Origin of the sequence: Solemya velesiana gill symbiont (assembly GCF_002020805.1) — a bacterium.
Lineage (GTDB): Bacteria > Pseudomonadota > Gammaproteobacteria > Chromatiales > Chromatiaceae > Sedimenticola_A.
Map to the genome: position 1 here is coordinate 1 of NZ_MPRJ01000024.1, position 18,489 is coordinate 18,489.

The following is an 18,489-nucleotide window of genomic DNA, read 5'->3' on the forward strand; positions in this document are numbered from 1 at the left end:
ACCACTGGCTTCTAGGCTTTGCTGTCTCATCGTTTTCCTGGGAGTGGAGATCAATAGGTCGATGGTATACGATTTTCGAAATTAATCAGAGTTGCCTTACACTTTAAGCTGGGTTATGACCGAAAAAGTCTAGCCCCCCAATACAAACTCATAGGCGAACCGCAGAAGCTCAAGTTCAACCTTGGGAAGCTGCCGTGCCTGGGTTAGGTCAATGAACTTTGCACCGGCACCCTCGGCTACCTCGAAGGGCGGATTGATTGTCTCGATACTTGCAAGGATGATCTGAATCTCCTCCCCCGGCACATCAACCCGGTGCTGGTATTCGCCCTCGGCCTTGAGGGTATCCGGATCAAGCCCCCACTCCGCCTCGATCTGTTTCAGGATAGCGGCCGGGTGCAGAACCGTGTTGTCGGACTGCTCATCACAGAGCTGGGCGAGCTTGGGGAATGGACAGGGATAGCAGACGCTCTGCTCATTGAAAAGCATAAAGCGCGTCCGTGCACTGGTCGAATGCTTGTGATAGAAGATGATGCGGTATTCCATTGAAAGGGAGAGATCCCCGCCTATTCAGGCATCGGGATCAACCTGGCCTCCACCTTGATCTTCTCGTTTCTGCCCCAGGCGCTGACGGCTTCAACGAACCACTTTGCCTTACGGGGATGCTGCCGGACGATATCCTGCTCTACGAAAAAAGTGCCATCGGCATGAAACAAAAGGGTACCAAGCTTGAACCCACGCTCATCGAGCCAATCGCCCACCAGGCTGTACTCGTTACTGGCCGGGCCCCTTTCCAACCGGTACACCGCCTGGTCCGGGACCCTCAGTTTCACATCGTTTGCTGCAAACCCCAGCTTGTGTACTTCCCCGCACATGTGGCGAAAGATCTTCTGTGAGAGTTCCCTTATCATCGCCTTGCGAATGGAGGCACCGTTGGATATTACAGCATTCATGATGAACCCCAGGGAGACTCAGCCCCAGAACTCCTTCGACATCATAAGGCGATCTACAGGCTTATCGTTCTGCAGGTGTTCATCGAATATGGTAGCCACATCCTCTTTCTTAACACTGCCATACATCACCCCTTCAGGATAAACCAGGACCGTTGGTCCTTTAAGACATGGACCGAGGCAGCCGGCGGTTGTCACCTGCACCTTATCGAACAACTGCTTGTCCTGCAGGTGCTTGTAGAACTCCTCGGCGACCTCGACACAGTTTTTCGCGCTGCAGGACGGACGTGGGTGCCACCTGGGGCGGTCTTGCGTACAAACAAAAACATGCTTCTCGGGTTTTGGCATCACTGTCACCTCACGCCGCAAGGGGTTCGTGGCTGAAACACTTCTTGGGACAAATACGCGCACAGGAACCGCAGCCGATACAATCCATGGCATCCTTCAGGCTCATCACCATCGCGGTGTCATCAGATAAGCCGTCATCATCGTCATCGTAGTCGTCATAATCGTCGTAGTCACCTTCCGCTTCCAGGCCAGGCACGTCATCACGCTCAACGAGGTCGAACACGTCCCGTGGGCAGACCTTGAAACATCGGCCACAGCCGATGCAGTTGCTCTGATCGATCTCCATGACGAAGGCGGGGGTATACTCAATACCGCCACGGGTCACACTGGTATTAAAGCTCATCGTTACTTCCTCAACTCATCTCGACCTCGGCCGCCTTGAAAGCAGCCTCTGCCTCTGACCAGGCCTTGCAGGCGTCATAGGTCGCCTGGCCCATGGCAGGAATTTCATCAAAGGCGGCGGGCAGTCGATCCTCGACCAGGTCGTGCAGTTCACCTGCCTTTTCGGTGGCGATACGCTTGGCCTTTCTGGCCGCCTTCTGCATCGCTTTCAGTTCTTCTTCGGTCATCATCCTGCTCCTTACATACCGGCAACTTTCGGATGCTGACCAATGATCTCCAGGGCCACCGACAGCAGCGTGTCCATCTCGTCTTTCATCTTCGACAGTGAGGGAAAACCGAAGCGGTGTACATCTCGCAGGGTCTTGTCCATCACCACCAGTTTGCCCACGGTGATGACTGCCCGACCGAAACCTTCATGGGTCAGGTTTAGCATCGGTACGGCCATCAAACCGCACTCCTTCTCGATCATCGCGGAGAGCGCGTTGTAGTACGCCTTGACCCGGGACATGGTGATCTCGTCAGGATCACCCACAACGGGGATCTCCTTCTTCTTCTCCTTGGTCAGTACGAACGGGTCAAGGATCTTCTCCACCGACCAGTCGTCGTAAGTGCCATAGGTATCCACGGCGCGCATCTGGCGCACCATCTCTTTTGCAAAGTCGGTATCCAGTACCGGGTTTTCGTTGCTAATAGCCAATGCTGCTTCACTCATCGTTCAACTCCTGTTAAGTTCAATATTCATAACGTGTTACACCGGGCTGACCTCAACACCGCCGGAAACAATGCGCAGCAGGCTGGGCCTGAACCGATGGCGTGCACCCTGCCTAGCAATGTTCCATCGGACCAGTGCAAAACCTGCGGTCAGACCCGCCGTTGCCAACAAAGCCTGGAACCCTTCATCCATACCCATCACGCCACCCGTTACCGATACGACAAACATCGCCAACAGCGGAAACAGGTAGGCCCATACCGATGCCCTCACCAGCAACTCGTCGGGCATGCCGATAACAACCCGGTCCCCTGCCTTGGCACCCAGGGTGTTTTCCAGCCTGATGCGGTTGTGCTTCATGCCAAACAGTTTCGACACCACCGAGGTGGTACAACTGCCACTGCTACACTGGGAACAACCACTGCGCGAGTGCGTCTCCACCCACAGGTACTTAGTGTCGACCTCGACGACCGTGGCTGTCTCTTCCAGCATCGTCGCTACTCCTCCCAGCCTTCATTTTCCATCTGGTCGAACCGCGACGGATCGGCAGGCATGGTGCTGGCGATGGCCTTGGCCAACCAGCTGCTTGGCCCCTGTCGCAGTTCCTCCTGCAGGTTTTCCAGCAGCCCCTGTATCTCGGACCCGGGCGATACTTTCACCGGCTGAATGCCCTGGGCCTTCAACTGCTGAATGGCAGATGCACCCACCGCCTGGCTGTACACGGCAATGCATCCATCCAGTGCAGCGATCTTCACCGCCAGCTTGTCTTCGTTGCCATCCATTGCCAGCTGGCCGAACTCGTTGGCCTCGACAAAGCAGACCTTCTCCTGGTCCACCGCGTAGATAGCGAACGACTGGGCCGCACCGAAGTGCTGGTCCACGTGCTTTAAGTCACTGGTGGCGAACGCCACCCTGAGGGCCGTCGTCATCCACTGCTCCTCAGTGTTGCAGCCCACCAGCTGAAGTCGCCGCTGTAGCGTCATGGGTGCTCTCCCGGTATTCAGGTTTCTGGGCATAAATGGAGCGATAGGGGTGTATCTCGCCCTTCTCCAGGTTCAGGATGATGTTGGCGATATCGAACAGGGTCTGGCGGGTGCCGCGATAACCGATCCAGCACTTCTGGTAACCGCCAAGGGTGTCGTATTGGGGAAAGCCGGCGCGCAGCAATGGAATACCCAGGCGCTGGGCGCTCTCCACACCATGGGAGTTGGCAATCAACAACTCTGCACCACTCTCGGCTGCCATCTTCTCCAGGTCTTCCAGATCGCCCACCTTCACCTTCTCGGCAGGCACCTGCTGCAGTACCGGCGCATTGACTGGCGACACGGCGGTGACCGTTTCGGCCCCCACGCCTTCCAGCATCTGGCTAAAAGCTATGAGCAGGTCAGGGTCGGCAGCTATAGCAATACGGGACATGCCGGTCATGAAGTGGCAATCCAGCATGGCGTCCTGCAGCTGTGCACGTTGGCGTTCCAATTTCTCAGGCACCGGATCACCGGAGATCTGGTGCAGGGTGTCGATTAGTTCATCAACCGCATCCAGCCCCATCAGGTGATCTAGGCGGTAGTCCGGCACACCCGTCAACTTGTTCAGTTTGTCTGCCGCCTTTGACAAGGAGCGACCGATGACCAGGGTCGCCTTGGCTTCACCAAGGGTCAGCAGTTCGGATACATCGGTGCCGCCGATGGTCAGCGGTGAGAAGTCCTGATCGACCAAATGACCGTCGAGAGAGTCTGAGAGATCGGGTACGAGAACAGGACGCAGACCGAAGGACTCGATGATCTCTTTCAACTCCTCGAGGTCGCCGGGAGTAAGAAAGGAGCCAACCAACACGTTCACCTGTCGACGACGCCTGCCCGGCTGGGTTCCGGCATCCCAGGCTGCCGGGACGGTGGTGGTAATAATCGCCTCCAACGCTTTGGCAAAGCCGGTTTCGAGACAGCCTGTATAGTCGGGGGTGGAGACCGGCACCACGAGTATGGCATCGAACTCCGGATGTTTCTTGCGGAACATCTTCACCGGAATGTTCACATCGCTGCCCTGGGTTTCGGACAGGCCGGTGGTGGGTACGCCGAGCAGCGACGGTTTGCTCTTGCCCGCGATGGTTGCAAGGCCATCGACGATGCTCTCCTCGGAACCCATTACCGTGGTCACCTGGTCCATTGCCGTGGTTTGCAGCGGGATAGGCTCACGGAAGTGGCGCACGAAGAACACCTTGCCGAAGGCGGTACAGCCCTGGGAGCCGTGCAGCATCGGAATGGAACGGTGAAAACCGAGAAAAGCCAGCGCCGCACCGATGGTCTGGCTCGCCTTCAGGGGGCTTACGGAGAGGGCTTTTTTACGTTTGATAATCTCGGGCATCTCAGGCCACCTCTTCTGCTTGATTCTTGCGATGCCACGGCGCATCCTTCCGTACCGCCGGCCATACCGGGCTGTCGATGGTAAGCACCAGTTGGCGCGCCAACTCCACCATGCCCTCGTAACCGGCGCAGCCGAATTCACGCTCCTGGTTGATATCGAGAAAGGGAATACGTGCCTTCAGTGCGGTGTACATGTTGCGCCCGCCGGCAATAAGCACGTCCACGCCGTTGTCGCGCACGATGTCGATAAGCGCGCGCGGATTGCCCTCTTCCAGCATCACCGCATCCTTGCCCATCAGTTCCCGGATGCGCGCCTTGTCCTCTTCAGTGGATTTCTTGGTGCCGGTGGCAACTACTTCCATGCCGAGATCCTGCAGCGCGGCGATTACCGACCAGGACTTCACTCCACCGGTGTAGAGCAGTACTTTTTTACCCTTGAGCTGTTCACGCCAGGGCTCAAGTTTCTCGCTGATGCGCATCTCCTCGCGCTCGATCAGCGCCTCGGTACGCTGGGTAAGATCCGGGTCGTCGATCAGCCGTGCGAAATCACGCAGTGCCTGAGATACATCACGAACGCCGTAGAAGCTGCCTTCGAACCAGGGGGTCTCAAACGCCTCCTGCAACTTGCGGGCAACGTTGATCATCGCCTTGGAGCAGACCATCATGTTGACCTTGGAGCGGTGCATGGTCTGCACTTCGCGGTAGCGTGCATCGCCTGAGAGGGTGCAGAGCACACGCAGCCCCAGCTCATCCAGTAGGGGCAACACGTGCCACAACTCACCGGCGATGTTGTATTCGCCGACCAGGGCAATGTCGTACACCTCGATACCTTCACGCTTTACCGACTCGGGTAGTGGATCGGGTTCTCGGGTACCGCACACATGCTTCACCATGGTCTCGCCCGCGATGCGGTTACCCAGGTTCTTGGTGCCGTAGAAACCGGCGCAGTCCACCGGCACCACCGGGGTACCCCAACGCTCTTCAGCAGCCTTGCACACTGCGCCGATATCGTCACCAATCAACGCGGGTACACAGGTGTTGTAGACGAAGACCGCCGAAGGCGAGTAGCTGTCGATGGCCTGCTTGATGGAGTGAAAGAGGCGCTTCTCGCCGCGCCCCATGATTACGTCCTGCTCGGTCAGGTCGGTGGTCATTCCGATACGGAACAGGCGGCTGCCACTGGAGCGTGTACCGCGGTTGTCCCAGGAACTGCCTGCACAGGCGATAGAACCGTGAACGATGTGGGCCACATCGGCAATGGGCAACAGTGCAATCTGCGCCCCGTCGAAGGCACAACCACCGGCTGTGGCCCCTGGCTTGGGCTTGGCACAGCCCGACTTGGATTTCTTGTTGTGTGCACAGGCCGGTTCATCCAGCAGTGCCGCAATATCTTTCTGCTTCATAGTGTGGCATGACTCTCTATCTACATTACCCTACACAGTGCAATGCGTATGCCACACTTTTAACTGGTTGTTTTTATGCGAATTTAACCAAACAGACCTTTGTCGTATTTGCGACAATGTCGAGTTATGTGAAGTATCTGCGACCAAGAGAACGACACTGGCAACCTGCCATTGTAATCAAGCACGCGCACCATAACTGCACCTTCTATATATGGATATACCTTTGATCTCCTATCCACATCTATAAGGTTTAAAAAAGCACCTGACTTGGGCAACGGGCGCAACCATGCGGTGCATCACAGGATTTTTGCACCATACGTGACTATCGTCAGTATCCCAAAATTCTCCCATCATTAACTATAACTCACTGTTTTAACATGCTTTTCATATTCACTAATTTCTTTTAAACAGGATCCGAAAAAACTGGAACGCTATTTGCTTTGACACCTGATTATCACCTTACGAATGGATCAGGAGGTCAACATGGTGCAGCAGCACTTGACGAAAGAGTCGACACCTTTATTCGCACCGCCTGTAGAGCAATTCACCGCGAGCGCGTCAATCAAGCGACTGGTCAATCACGACATCATGAACTGCACGGCGGATGGCGTGGTGGGTAATGAATACTACTCGGCTCGTGCACTGGGAATGACTTACGAGCAGGACATCATCCAGCTATCACCCAAGCTGAAAGACGAATGGCCCTACATCTGCAAACACTACGACAGCATCGGCCTGTCCCATACTCGGAACGTAATCTGGAGTACCGGCCTGGAACAGTGCCCCCTCCATCCCAACCATCAACCGTCGGTCTTCTTCTTCGGTGAGAACGAACACCACTCCGTCCGAGACGACGCCTGGGCAGGCGTGGTGAACTACATCAATTCAAAGAACAACTTCATGGACCTGGCAGAGATCCTGGGCGTACCGGTCCCGCAAACTCTCTGTTACGACCGGGTGGACGAAATCACATCCACCGCCGCGGCATCATTCAAATACCCCTGCTACCTGAAGGCCTCGATCTCGGTATCCGGGGTTGGCATCTACCGTTGCGAATCGCCTGAAGCCCTGATGGAAGATGCGGCGACATTCAAACCTTCAACGCCGGTTCAGGTACAGAAAGAGGTAATCACCGACTGTTTCCTTCAACATGCAGTATGAGGTGGTCGACGGTAAGTGCAAACGGCTGCTGACCACGGAACAGATCCTGGAGGGTCCGGTTCACCAAGGCAACATACACCCCCCACGCACCGCCCCCTGGGAGGTTGTCGACCACATGGCGGATTGAATGACCCGGCACGGCTTTAAGGGGGTGTTCGTTTTCGACGTGGCGGTAATCGAAACCCCGAAAGAGACTCGCTACCTCGCCGTCGAGTGCAACCCCCGCTACAACGGTGCCTCCTACCCCACGGCCATTGCCATGAAGCTGGATATCCCGGTTTGGGAGTCCCGCCACTTCAAGACCTGGCACAAGTCCCTGTCAGATATCGACCTGAAGGGGCTCGAGTACGACACCGAAACAGGCGAAGGCGTGATCATCGTCAACTGGGGACCCATCTCCGCAGGCAAGGTGATGTTCATGCTGGCCGGTCCGAACAAGGTACGGCGGCAACTCGACATGGAGCTTACAAAGCGACTCTGGTAGCGTGTAAACAATCGATACAGAACAACAAAGCGATTTGATGAAAGAGACTTATTCCCTTATGGTCCATGGCGGCGCTGGCGCCCTGGACAACGTGAAAGACAACAAGACCGCGATACGCTACATGGAGAGTATCCGCAATATTCTGGAACACGGCCGGGATATCCTCGAGGCGGGAGGTACCGCCCTGGAGGCCGCCGAGGTCTGCGCTTCACTGCTGGAAGACGACCCGGTATTCAACGCCGGTTATGGATCGGTGCTCAACGAATTCGGAAAGGTGGAGATGGATGCAGCCATAATGGACGGGCATGACCTCTCCGCAGGCGCGGTTGCTGCCGTCAGCAACATCGCCAATCCCATTCAACTGGCCCGACTGGTAATGGCGGAGAGCGCACACGTGATGCTGATCAGCGACGGCGCCATGAAGTTCGCCGACCACTGCGGCGTGGAGCGTACCCCGGACCACTACTTTTTCACTCCGGACCGCGTCGCCCAGCTCAAGGTGGCCCGCCTCAAGCACCGCATCATGCTCGACCATGACAGCACCGAAGAGGACAGCGAAGACCAGAAGTACGGCACCATCGGCGCCGTGGCAATGGATGTCCATGGCAATCTCGCCGCCGCCACTTCAACCGGCGGCATCGTGAACAAGCGCATGGGCCGCGCGGGCGACTCCCCCATAATCGGGGCCGGTGTCTTCGCAGACAACGAAACCTGCGCCGTCTCCTGTACCGGCTACGGCGAAGAGTTCATGCGCACCGTACTCTGGCCAAGACCATCTCCGATGCAATCGACATACAGCATGGTGATGCGTCATCAGGTGTGAAGTACGGCATCGACTATCTGAAACGTAAGGTAAAAGGGCGTGGAGGCGTGATTGTCATCGACAAAGAAGGCAACTGCGCCAGCGGCTTCACCACCAAGAAAATGATCCACGGAAGGATCGAGCAGAGTGGTGAGGCGTTTGTTCGATTCTAGTCTTCACACCCCGTAAGGCTTCGCCTCCCACTCCCTCAGTACCTTGAGATCGCGCTTGGGCAGGTAGTCGTAGGCACCCATCTGATCTTTCAGCACTGCATCAGCCAGCGTGTAGTTCGATGCCTTGCTTCCCAGCATCATGAAGTACCAGGCAAAGAGATAGCCCAGGATGCGGTCGTAAGTGTGTACTGCATTGGCGAGTTTTGACCCGCTGATGCTTTCCCCTTCAGGCAAATTTGGCAGTTCGCCTGAGAAGACAGTTACCGGTTTCGCATTGATGCGTGTCTCGCCATCCCGGTCTGCAAACTCTCTTAGCGCCAGCACCCAATGTCTGCAGAATGGCTCACCCTCGCATGCACTACTGGCCTGCCAGTCGCTGAAGAAGCGTTGCAGACTATGGGATGTGTCGTTGCCTACAGAGATCTCCTGCATCATCTTGTCTATCGGCGTGATGCGACGAAAGCGGTAGTAGGATTTACCCACAGGTTCCGGTTCCAGGCGCGGGTAATCCAGGGGATCGAGTAACTCCTCGATGCTGTCGGGAAACCAGTCGCGCTCCACAAGGGGACGATCTACAACCTCCTGCAGCTCTTCGATCTCCAGTTGCATGAACTGGTAGGTCCCTTTGCCAGTTGGCGCAGTGAAGTAGTGGGTATTGCCCGCAAGACGGGTGGCGAAGTAGCCCATATCCATGTACTTGGCAACCAGGGTGTCCACGTCACCCTCGGATTCTTCCTCTGCCCAGTGAGCGATGTTGTCGCTCACCTGCTGATATTCGCCATTCACTACACCGCCCAGGCGGTGCCAATTGCCCCGGCTCAGCACACACGTAAAGTCGTGTTCCCGCATCAGTACGTTGAGCTTTCATCAGTACGTTGAGCTTTGATGTAAGGCCCTCGATGCCCTCGTCTGCATCGGCCGATTTGCAGAGGGAGGCGAGTTGTTCGATGCGGGTGACCACAGTGTCCATCATCCTGCCTCCCGGTCCAGGTCCAGGTGGTGGCGCTTCCACCACCACTCCTGGGCCATGCGATGGGCTGCAGGTGCATCGCTTTCAAGGCCCAGCGCCTTGATCACCATGGCCAGGGTACCTATCACTGAGGCTTCGCCGTAGTTGTCCTCTTCTTCGCCATCCCATACGGCGCGGAAGTGGTTGAGATTGAGGCGCCCAGGTTTTACCTGACCGCCAGTCTTGAGAATGGTATTCCAGGTATCCTCCCAACACTCGCCCTTGTTGACGCCGTAAAGGTCCACATTGCGGTCGGGGATGCGTTCGAACTCTCCACCCTCCCCTTTGCATACAAGTGCATTGGGTTGTTCCAGCAGGACCAAGGCCTGCTGATGCATCTCGGCAAAGTTGGGATGAAAGACACCCATGACCGAAAGCGGTGCAGCAAAGGGGTTGAGCATGCGGGCCACGGTATGCAGTGGCGGCCTGAGGCCGAAGATCTCGCGGGTGATGAGCAGTTCCGTGGTCAGCGGCGACAGTTTACTAATGGGAAGATAACTGAAGCCGGTCGTATCTATCTGCTCTCTGGCATCCTTAAGGGAGCTTGCAGTGTCCATGTCCAGGGCATCCAGGGCCAGGGGGACATAGACTCTGTTATCACTGCGGTTCATACCGTGCATAAGCACCGGGTAGCCGCGCCCGGCCAGTACAAGCGCTGCCAGCACGAACCAGGGCAGTTGGCGTTTCTTGCCTGCGTAGGCCGCCCAATCGATGGCCGGTGTGAAGTCGGAGCCGTAGCTGGGCAGGCTCTCGCGCAAGGCCTGGGTAAAGCCTGCGACCTCTTCGGCAGTCTCCTCCTTCACCCGCATCAGCATCAGGAAGGCACCAATCTGTTCCGGCTGCACATCGTAGAAGGTGATCATCTGCATCGCTTCGTACGCCTGCTCGCGGCTCAGCGATTGCATGCCGTTTTTACCTTTGCCCAGGATCTGTATGTATTTTGCGAAAGGATGCATATAACTCTACCTTGTGTTTCTGTTGATCACGCTCTGTGTTATTCCGCTTCAAGTCGCTCCCTGATCACGGCACGGACGTCCTCGTCGTCGTCGGCCAGAGGTTGGAGTTGACTCAGCGGTGCGCGCTGTGCCGCGGTGAGCCTTACCCGCCAATCCTCGTCATGCAGCAGGGGCTCGAGGTAGTCGGGATCGATACGCTCGGCCACCACCAGGCGGATCTCTGCGGCATCATCGTCTATCATCAGGCCCAGGCTCTCATCCGGCAGCCTGCCGGCAACGGTCTTGCGCACTTCGCGATCACTGTCCTTGATCATGCGGAACAGCCGTCCAGCCTTTAGCCGCTTGGCCACATACTGGCGCACCAGGTAGTCCTCGTCGGTCACCAGCTGTTCCAGTTGATCCTCCGGCAGCCTGTCGGCGACGGTGATCCTGACCTCGCGGTCGGGATCGGCTATCAGCGGCCCCAGGTTCTCCACCGGCAGGCGGTAGGCCAGCACGCGGCGGACCACCTCGTCGGGGTCATCGATCATCCGCAGCAGACGTTGCTGGGATAGGTAGCGCGCAGCGATGGCACGCCGCTCCCAAAACGTGTCGCCGGCGTAGTGTTCCGCCAGGTCGGGGTTGATGTTGAAAAAGCGTGCGATCTGCCTGCCGCTGGTGGCCCTGACACAGACATCCCCAGGGGTGCAGCGGCCTGCGCGAAGTCGGTCGCTCCTGTGAGGGCAGTGCACACAGTCCGCGACGGGGGTTACATCTTTCTCCTCCACCACGACTGCGTTCATTCGTCCTCGATCTCGGCCACCACCAAGCCGCTGGCAACCCCCATGTCCTGGGTGAAGCTGAGACAGTGTTTGCTGCTGTCCACCAAGTAGAGGTTGAATCCGGCCTGCTCGTACACGGGACGTGCGCCAATGACATCGTCATCCATGCAGTAGGTGAAGTGAATGTCGTTGTAGCGCTTGCGAAGCTGCTGGTCGACATCTGTGACGATGGGCTGGCTGCCCAGCCATTCGCCAATCTCCTGGAGTTGTTGCTGGCTGATCACGCTGTCGCCTCCTCCTGTTCAAAACGGATGCGCTCTTCGGGGCTCTGCCCCATAACCTTGGCCAGCCACGGTGGCGCCTTGCTGCCGATCACCCGCTGTAGCTTGAGGATCTCGTCCCTCGCCTCGCCCATCTGGGGCTTCTTGATCGGGTGTGCACCGGCCCTGACCACCTTGGCCGCTGCAGGTCCGCCGATGGAGGCGACAAACAGCACCTGGCAATCGGCGATGAGGGAGGCACGATAGCCATTCTTGTCGCCTTCTGCTTCGGCATCGTCGATTTCGCGGATCTCGACAAGTCGGTTTTCAGACTCGGAAACCTGGTAGATGAGAAAGCGTTTACAGGAGCCGAAGTGGCCGTCGAGCATCTCGCTCTTGTTGGAGGCGCAGGCGACACGGATACTGCCGGGCATATCGCCTTCGCTGTAGGATTCAATCTCAGGCAGGGGTTCGGCCTGCAGGGTGTTTTCTCCCTTGAGATAGCCCAGTGCGCTTTTCAGCGCGACGGAGTCGGCATCGGCGAACTCGCCATCCTGGGCGGCTTTGAATGCTTTGACCGTGAGTCCAGAGAGTTTCTTCTCGGTGGGCGGCAGGCCAACGGCATCGGCCAACACGCGCAGCAGTCGCGCGGCGTCGGTATCGGGCAACTCCCTGGCAGCCAGGCCGATACGCAAGGCAATCTCGTTGCTGATGGGGGTTGCGTTCATAACAGGCTCCTGGGTAAATGTTGACGCCCCAGGAGGCCTGCCTTCGGGCAGACCTCTTAGGGCTTGGTTAGTGTCCTAAGCAGGAATGATGCAATCGTCTTCCATGCAGACATCCAGGCACTGGGGTACGTCGAACTCCTCTTCACACTCAGTGCAGCTCTCTGCTTCGATCATGTAGACGCCCTTGAAAGGCTTGATCGACTTGGTGGGACACACCGGTTCGCAATCACCGCATGCCGTGCATACTTCTCTTACAATCGCTAAGGCCATGATTGGACTCCTTCAAAATAGGTTCAGGCGCGTTTGAAACGCAGGGTTGTCGGGAACGATGGCCGCGGGCTGATGGGGTCGATGTAGTACCGGGAGCCGTCAGTCAACTCCACTTCACCGCCCCAGGTATCATCGGTATCGGTCTCCACGTGGGCAATCTCGTCTTCCTGGTCTTTCTTTGCGATGTAGAAGAGAAGTGCGCCATCGTCTTTCACGCGTATCATCACGTTGGGCATAGGATTTACCTCTGTTTAACCACTGTAGATCCGCCTTGGGGCGGACATGCCGACGGTGCCGAAGCACCGCCGGGATCCGGTTAACGAATCAGGTCGTAGTTGTAGTCGGTGGTACCCATGCCGCGGGTTTCTTCGTCCAGACGCTCCAACACGCTGTTGACCAGGGCCTTCAGCATGTACATGGCGCCCTCGTAACCCAGGGTGGTATCACGATGCATGTGGTGACGATCGAAGATCGGGAAGCCGATGCGGATCAGCGGTACTTCGTGCTCCTTGCCCTTGTGCAGGGTGTCGCGCTGGATGAACTTGCCGTAGGAGTTTCCGATCATGAAGTCCGGCTTGTTGGTGAACATCAGTGAACGGAAATGCCACAGATCCTTCCCGATGTGAACCTCGCTGTTCTGGCCGTAGGGAGACTCGGAGAGCATCTTCTCCATTGCCTTCTTCCAGCGCTTGTTGGCGTGGTTGCAGAGGATCTGCGTAGGCTCGACACCTAGTTCCAAAAGAAAGCGGGTCATGCCCATGACGAAGTCGGCATCGCCGTAGAGGCCAAACTTCTTTCCGTGCAACCAGGCGTGGCTGTCTGTCATCATGTCCACCAGGATACCGCGCTCACGGGTCAGGGACTCGGGGATCGGCTGGCCGGTCAGTTCGGATACCTTCATCAAGAAGGTATCGGTAGCTTCCAGACCCATGGGGATCTGCACGTCGGTGGCAGGCTGTTTCCAGGTGTTTTTGGTGAACTTTCGGCTCTTTACTGACTGCCAGGGCTGCAGGTACAAGGTGTCTATGGCATTGGGTGCATCCTTCACCTCATCGATGGTGGTGCCACCGTCATACATGCGGTATGCGCCGTCTGCAGGGGTATCCAGCACTTCGCTGGGATCGCACAGCAGGCTGTAGTCGACACCCATCTCTTCCATCATGCGCTTCATCACACGATAGTTGCCCAGGTAGGTCTCGAAGCCGGGCACGATGTTGATCTTGCCGTTACTGCCAACCTCTTTGCCTTCCATCTCGTTGAGGGTGAAGTAGCGCTGGATGCCCTCGAACATGTTGTCCCAACCGGTGGTGTGAGAACCGACGAAGCTGGGGGTATGGGCGAAGGGAGTCGGAAACTCCTGTTCAATGTGGCCTTCCTTCTTGGCGTTGCCGATGAAGGCGTTGAGGTCGTCACCGATTACCTCGGCCATACAGGTGGTGGATACGGCAATCATCTCGGGCTTATAGAGCGCCTTGGCGTTCTCCAGGCCATCGAACATGTTCTTCTGTCCGCCGAATACCGCCGCGTCTTCGGTCATGGAGTCGGATACGCAGGCGACCGGCTCCTTGAAGTGACGGTTGAAGTAGGTACGAAAGTAGGCCACGCAGCCCTGGGATCCGTGTACGTAAGGCAGGGTCTTCTCAAAGCCGAGGGCGCAGAGTACGGAACCCAGGGGCTGGCAGGCCTTTGCCGGGTTTACGGTCAGCGCTTCACGATTGAAGTTGATCTCCTTGTACTCTTCCGAGGTGGTCCACTGGAAAGTCTCTTCGATCTTGCCCTGGGGGACTTTCTCTTCGAAGAGCTCCTGCTTGTTACCAAGTGTGTCCTTGTACTCTTCCTGACGAAACAGGGGATAACTCGGTTTAATGTCTTCTACTACTTGACTCATGATCTTTCTCCTCCCGCGCCACCAATCTGTGGACTAACGGGTCAGATGAATTGAATAGATTGTTCCCTGGTCGCAGGCTGGGCAGGACCCAGCCTGGATTACGCGGGATCAGGCTCCGGCAACGGCAGCCTCAGGCTCTTCCTCGGTTTTCAACCAGGGTGCCTGGATCTTGTTCCAGCAGGGATTGTTCAGGGTCATGTCCATGTCACGGGCGAAGATGGCGAAGCCGTCGTAGCCGTGGTAGGGACCGGAGTAATCCCAGGAGTGCATTTGGCGGAAGGGTATGCCCATCTTCTGGAAAATGTACTTCTCCTTGATACCCGAACCGATCAGGTCAGGCTTCACCTTCTTGACGAACTCTTCGAACTCGTAGCCGGTGACGTCGTCGTAGATCAGGGTGGCGTTACCCATCTCCTTGATGGTGCGATCGTAGTCGTCGTTGTGGGCGAACTCGTAGCCGGTACCGATCACTTCCATGCCCAGGTCCTCGTAAGCGCCGATCACGTGACGGGGACGCAGTCCACCGACATAGAGCATCACCTTCCTGCCCTCGAGACGGGGGCGGTACTTTGCGATAACGCCTTCGAACTCGGCCTTGTACTTCTCGATAACCTTCTCGGCGTTCTCCTTGATGGTGTCATCGAAGAAGGCCGCGATCTTGCGCAGGGACTCTGCGATCTTGGTGGGACCGAAGAAGTTATACTCCATCCAGGGAATGCCGTACTTCTCTTCCATGTGACGCGAGATGTAGTTCATGGAGCGGTAGCAGTGCAGCAGGTTCAGCTTGGCCTTGGGCGTGTTCTCCATCTCGGCCAGGGTGCCGTCACCGGACCACTGTGCGATAACACGCAGACCCATCTCTTCCAGCAGGGTACGGGAAGCCCAGGCGTCACCGCCGATGTTGTAGTCACCAATGATGGTGACATCGTAGGGAGTGGCCTCGAAGCTGGTGTCGTTATCACGGTTGCCCAGTACCCAGTCGCGCACGGCATCATTGGCGATGTGGTGCCCCAGGGACTGGGATACACCGCGAAAACCCTCGCAGCGCACGGGAACCACGGGCTTCTCGATTTCACCGGTGGTCTTCTTGGCTACCGCCTCGATGTCGTCACCGATCAAACCGATAGGACACTCGGACTGTACGGTGATGCCTTTGTTCAGGGGAAACAGCGCTTCGATCTCTTCCATGATCTTGGACAGCTTCTTGTCGCCGCCGAAGACGATATCCTTCTCCTGGAAGTCGGAGGTGAAGTTCATGGTACCGAAGGTGTTCACACCGGTGGTGCCCACGTAGTAGTTACGACGACCTGCACGGGAGTACTGGCCACAACCCACGGGACCGTGGGAAATGTGGATCATGTCCTTGATGGGACCCCAGACCACACCCTTGGAGCCGGCGTAGGCACAACCACGGATGGTCATAACACCAGGCAGGGACTTGCGGTTGGAGGTGATGCACTTCTTGGACTGCTCCACTTCTTGATCGTTGACCGTGAGATGTTTTGCACGGTCCTTCTTGGCTTTCTCTGGATAGACCTCGAGCACTTCCTGGATAAGGGCTTCGGCCTCGTCGCGTGTCATAGTAGACATAATGGTCTCCTTCTCCCGCCACCACTAATCCGTGGATGTGCGGGCTATGGAAAATTTAATCCTGTCACTCCCCCTCCCTCGGGGAGGGAGGGAGAGTTGTAACTAGGAGGCTTCGGCAGCAGCTGTCTGGCCGACGATGCTCTCATCTTCCTCTTCCATGATGCCGAACTCCATGAGGAGATCTTCCAGCTCGTCCATGGTGCAAGGCTCAGGAATCACCAGCATGGTGTTGTCGATCACCTTCTGAGCAAGCGTGCGATACTCATCTGCCTGCTTGTGAGTGGGGTCATACTCGATCACCGTCATACGACGAATCTCAGCGCGCTGTACTGCATTGTCACGAGGAACGAAGTGGACCATCTGAGTGCCCAGCTTGGCAGCCAGGGCCTCGATCAGTTCGTCCTCGCGATCGGTGTTGCGAGAGTTACAGATCAGGCCGGCAAGACGTACACCACCGGAGTTGGCGTACTTGACGATACCCTTGGAGATATTGTTGGCAGCATACATAGCCATCATTTCACCGGATACCACGATGTAGATTTCCTGGGCCTTGTTCTCGCGAATGGGCATGGCGAAGCCACCGCACACAACGTCACCCAGTACATCGTAGAATACGAAGTCGAGGTCCTCTTCATAGGCGCCCTCTTCTTCCAGGAAGTTGATGGCGGTGATTACGCCGCGACCGGCGCAGCCAACACCTGGCTCAGGACCACCGGACTCTACGCACTTGATGTCGCCGTAGCCGGTTTTCAGTACATCTTCCAGCTCCAGGTCCTCAACGGTACCTGCCTCGGCAGCCATCTCCATGATGGTGTTCTGCGCCTTGGAGTGCAGAATCAGACGGGTGGAATCCGCCTTGGGATCGCAGCCGACGATCATTACTTTCTTACCAAGCTCGGCAAGACCTGCTACCAGGTTCTGGGTCGTGGTAGACTTGCCGATACCACCTTTACCGTAGATTGCACATTGACGCAGTGCCATGTTGATCTCCTTACTCTATTAACAAATCAGTTTGTGACTGAACGGTTTGAATTCACTCGACAAACACTATTGAGCAAAGGGTGTGCCAAAATTTTAAAAACACATTAACTCATTGTTTTTGATATTCTTTGACATTTCTATTGGTGGTATATCCGAGGTCAGGTTTACTACAAACTCCGGTTAAATGTATGGATGAAAACAGACAACAGACAATGACATCGGCATCTCTTCCCGCCCATGCACGTTTGCCCATCAACCACTGCAATCTGCCGCCGGTGATTCTTGGCTGCCTCACCTTTCAGCACCACCCCACGCCGCTGCACCTTGACGGTGTTGAGCAGCTGCACGCCGCCCTGTTCCAGAGTCTCGATCCGATTACGGACGCCGATACCCGGGCCGAACATTTCAAGGACTACATGCGTTCAAGTTTTCTGCTGGATAATCTCGACGAGGCGGGATTCGATGCACTTAAGAGCGGGGTTAAAAGAGGCAAGGCAGACTATCTGCGAATACTTCGGGGCTGGCTGTTCGATGCAGACAGCAAGGAGGCCGCTGTTCTCAAGAGTTGGATTGAATCTCGCTTCGGGTTACTGCCCCTGAATCACAAGGGACCGCTGGGAGATGGCGGGGAAGATAACTACCAGGCATACCTGTCTGCCCGTGCCCAAGGACTCTACAACACCAACGCCCTGGAGTCACAGCTCGACCTGCTTTACAGCTACTGCCAATACGAAGTAGCTCGGCAATACACTGGTGAGAGCCACGTCACCCTCTATCGGGGCATCAACCGAATCGACGAACACGAGATACTGCACCAACCCGCCAAGAACATTTATATCCTGGCACTGAACAACATCAACTCCTTCAGCAGTAACCGGGAACGGGCAGACGAGTTCGGCGACTATATCCTCGAAGCCAAGGTGCCACTCACCAAGCTGCTCTATATGCCTGGACTGCTTCCCAGCACCCTGAAGGGTGAAGTGGAGTACCTGGTGATCGGTGGAGTCTACGAAGTTAAGGTGAGCCTACTTTAAACACTAACCCATTCCTTCATGCACTCCTGCATCATCTTCCTGTACTGATCGCTGTAATAATCAAGGGCCTCTTCCTTGTTCTTGTTCTCGCCGTCTGCTTCGTAGAAAAAGAATGCGTTGTACCGGGCTGCGGCATACATGAATACGGCACTCTAAAACGGCAATGCCCACTCCTCGCTCAGTTCATTGGCAAAATGGATAAACTGGTCCGCCACTTCGTAAAAATCAGACTCCTGCACCTGGCATCTCATCTTGAATAATGTATAGATGGGAAACCTCTCTC

27 protein-coding genes are annotated in these 18,489 nt (G+C 56.4%); 6 read left to right on the top strand and 21 right to left on the bottom strand.

All coding sequences use genetic code 11. The annotated features are described in order from the left end of the window. Positions 1-129: 129 nt before the first annotated feature. From BOW53_RS05150 to nifE, 10 genes are read right to left on the bottom strand one after another with little or no spacing between them, the layout of a single operon-like run. Positions 130-543: a hypothetical protein gene (locus BOW53_RS05150; protein WP_078486444.1), complete on the bottom strand. Its 414-nt coding sequence runs from the start codon at positions 541-543 to the stop codon at positions 130-132. A 20-nt stretch (positions 544-563) separates the two neighbouring features. Then, positions 564-950 (bottom strand): hypothetical protein, encoded by a 387-nt coding sequence (locus tag BOW53_RS05155; protein ID WP_078486445.1) that lies wholly within the window; start codon positions 948-950, stop codon positions 564-566. Between the two features lie 18 nt (positions 951-968). After that, positions 969-1,295, bottom strand: a complete 327-nt coding sequence (locus tag BOW53_RS05160) for a (2Fe-2S) ferredoxin domain-containing protein (protein ID WP_078486499.1) — start codon at positions 1,293-1,295, stop codon at positions 969-971. 10 nt (positions 1,296-1,305) lie between these two features. Further along, positions 1,306-1,638, bottom strand: coding sequence for a ferredoxin III, nif-specific (gene fdxB / locus BOW53_RS05165; RefSeq protein ID WP_078486447.1), 333 nt, complete (start codon positions 1,636-1,638; stop codon positions 1,306-1,308). A 10-nt stretch (positions 1,639-1,648) separates the two neighbouring features. Beyond that, a complete protein-coding gene (locus BOW53_RS05170) occupies positions 1,649-1,864 on the bottom strand; it encodes a CCE_0567 family metalloprotein (RefSeq protein ID WP_078486449.1) in 216 nt (71 codons plus the stop codon). Positions 1,865-1,875: 11 nt separating this feature from the next. Continuing rightward, entirely contained in the window at positions 1,876-2,349 is a 474-nt protein-coding gene (locus tag BOW53_RS05175; RefSeq protein WP_078486451.1) for a NifX-associated nitrogen fixation protein, read from the bottom strand. A 36-nt stretch (positions 2,350-2,385) separates the two neighbouring features. After that, the gene (locus tag BOW53_RS05180; protein WP_078486453.1) at positions 2,386-2,838 is read right to left on the bottom strand and encodes a SoxR reducing system RseC family protein; all 453 of its coding nucleotides are present in this window, start codon (positions 2,836-2,838) and stop codon (positions 2,386-2,388) included. Between the two features lie 5 nt (positions 2,839-2,843). After that, complete coding sequence (locus BOW53_RS05185) at positions 2,844-3,329, bottom strand: NifB/NifX family molybdenum-iron cluster-binding protein (RefSeq protein ID WP_078486455.1); 486 nt, start codon at positions 3,327-3,329, stop codon at positions 2,844-2,846. Then, positions 3,286-4,707, bottom strand: a complete 1,422-nt coding sequence (gene nifN / locus BOW53_RS05190) for a nitrogenase iron-molybdenum cofactor biosynthesis protein NifN (protein WP_078486456.1) — start codon at positions 4,705-4,707, stop codon at positions 3,286-3,288. Before nifN ends, BOW53_RS05185 begins: the two co-directional genes overlap by 44 nt. A 1-nt stretch (position 4,708) precedes the next feature. Next, entirely contained in the window at positions 4,709-6,109 is a 1,401-nt protein-coding gene (gene nifE, locus BOW53_RS05195) for a nitrogenase iron-molybdenum cofactor biosynthesis protein NifE (RefSeq protein WP_078486457.1), read from the bottom strand. Between the two features lie 483 nt (positions 6,110-6,592). Between nifE and BOW53_RS13130 the strand changes: the two genes are divergently transcribed. From BOW53_RS13130 to BOW53_RS13685, 5 genes are read left to right on the top strand one after another with little or no spacing between them, the layout of a single operon-like run. Further along, positions 6,593-7,270, top strand: coding sequence for an ATP-grasp domain-containing protein (locus BOW53_RS13130; RefSeq protein WP_245832008.1), 678 nt, complete (start codon positions 6,593-6,595; stop codon positions 7,268-7,270). Between the two features lies 1 nt (position 7,271). Further along, entirely contained in the window at positions 7,272-7,397 is a 126-nt protein-coding gene (locus BOW53_RS13500; RefSeq protein ID WP_281254026.1) for a hypothetical protein, read from the top strand. Then, a complete protein-coding gene (locus BOW53_RS13135; RefSeq protein WP_245832009.1) occupies positions 7,398-7,754 on the top strand; it encodes a hypothetical protein in 357 nt (118 codons plus the stop codon). A gap of 37 nt (positions 7,755-7,791) precedes the next feature. Continuing rightward, entirely contained in the window at positions 7,792-8,577 is a 786-nt protein-coding gene (locus BOW53_RS05205; protein ID WP_342748405.1) for an isoaspartyl peptidase/L-asparaginase family protein, read from the top strand. Continuing rightward, entirely contained in the window at positions 8,574-8,729 is a 156-nt protein-coding gene (locus tag BOW53_RS13685; protein ID WP_342748406.1) for a hypothetical protein, read from the top strand. The genes BOW53_RS05205 and BOW53_RS13685 overlap by 4 nt, the downstream gene beginning before the upstream one ends. 3 nt (positions 8,730-8,732) lie before the next feature. Here BOW53_RS13685 and BOW53_RS05210 read toward each other — a convergent pair whose 3' ends face one another. The 10 genes from BOW53_RS05210 to nifH form a co-directional block, all read right to left on the bottom strand. Beyond that, complete coding sequence (locus tag BOW53_RS05210) at positions 8,733-9,578, bottom strand: hypothetical protein (protein WP_078486459.1); 846 nt, start codon at positions 9,576-9,578, stop codon at positions 8,733-8,735. Positions 9,579-9,698: 120 nt separating this feature from the next. Next, positions 9,699-10,694: a glycosyl transferase family protein gene (locus BOW53_RS05215; protein ID WP_078486461.1), complete on the bottom strand. Its 996-nt coding sequence runs from the start codon at positions 10,692-10,694 to the stop codon at positions 9,699-9,701. A gap of 38 nt (positions 10,695-10,732) precedes the next feature. Further along, positions 10,733-11,476 carry a 4Fe4S-binding leucine-rich repeat protein gene (locus tag BOW53_RS05220; RefSeq protein ID WP_078486463.1) on the bottom strand — a complete coding sequence of 248 codons (744 nt, stop codon included), beginning with the start codon at positions 11,474-11,476 and terminating at the stop codon, positions 10,733-10,735. Continuing rightward, entirely contained in the window at positions 11,473-11,739 is a 267-nt protein-coding gene (locus BOW53_RS05225) for a DUF6129 family protein (RefSeq protein WP_078486464.1), read from the bottom strand. Before BOW53_RS05225 ends, BOW53_RS05220 begins: the two co-directional genes overlap by 4 nt. Then, positions 11,736-12,443, bottom strand: a complete 708-nt coding sequence (locus BOW53_RS05230) for a dinitrogenase iron-molybdenum cofactor biosynthesis protein (RefSeq protein WP_078486465.1) — start codon at positions 12,441-12,443, stop codon at positions 11,736-11,738. Before BOW53_RS05230 ends, BOW53_RS05225 begins: the two co-directional genes overlap by 4 nt. Positions 12,444-12,518: 75 nt before the next feature. Continuing rightward, positions 12,519-12,713 carry a 4Fe-4S binding protein gene (locus BOW53_RS05235; protein ID WP_078486466.1) on the bottom strand — a complete coding sequence of 65 codons (195 nt, stop codon included), beginning with the start codon at positions 12,711-12,713 and terminating at the stop codon, positions 12,519-12,521. A gap of 23 nt (positions 12,714-12,736) precedes the next feature. Continuing rightward, positions 12,737-12,949, bottom strand: a complete 213-nt coding sequence (gene nifT / locus BOW53_RS05240; protein WP_078486467.1) for a putative nitrogen fixation protein NifT — start codon at positions 12,947-12,949, stop codon at positions 12,737-12,739. Between the two features lie 80 nt (positions 12,950-13,029). After that, the gene (gene nifK / locus BOW53_RS05245; protein WP_078486469.1) at positions 13,030-14,601 is read right to left on the bottom strand and encodes a nitrogenase molybdenum-iron protein subunit beta; all 1,572 of its coding nucleotides are present in this window, start codon (positions 14,599-14,601) and stop codon (positions 13,030-13,032) included. 108 nt (positions 14,602-14,709) lie between these two features. Further along, entirely contained in the window at positions 14,710-16,191 is a 1,482-nt protein-coding gene (gene nifD, locus BOW53_RS05250) for a nitrogenase molybdenum-iron protein alpha chain (protein ID WP_078486471.1), read from the bottom strand. A gap of 102 nt (positions 16,192-16,293) precedes the next feature. Continuing rightward, on the bottom strand, positions 16,294-17,172 hold the full coding sequence (gene nifH / locus BOW53_RS05255; RefSeq protein WP_078486473.1) for a nitrogenase iron protein: 879 nt from the start codon (positions 17,170-17,172) through the stop codon (positions 16,294-16,296). Positions 17,173-17,360: 188 nt separating this feature from the next. On the opposite strand from nifH, the gene BOW53_RS05260 reads away from it, so the two are divergent. After that, positions 17,361-18,206, top strand: coding sequence for an NAD(+)--dinitrogen-reductase ADP-D-ribosyltransferase (locus BOW53_RS05260; protein ID WP_078486475.1), 846 nt, complete (start codon positions 17,361-17,363; stop codon positions 18,204-18,206). On the opposite strand, the gene BOW53_RS05265 is transcribed toward BOW53_RS05260, so the two are convergent. Next, entirely contained in the window at positions 18,203-18,346 is a 144-nt protein-coding gene (locus BOW53_RS05265; protein WP_078486477.1) for a DUF3144 domain-containing protein, read from the bottom strand. The genes BOW53_RS05260 and BOW53_RS05265 overlap by 4 nt on opposite strands. Between the last annotated feature and the right edge of the window lie 143 nt (positions 18,347-18,489).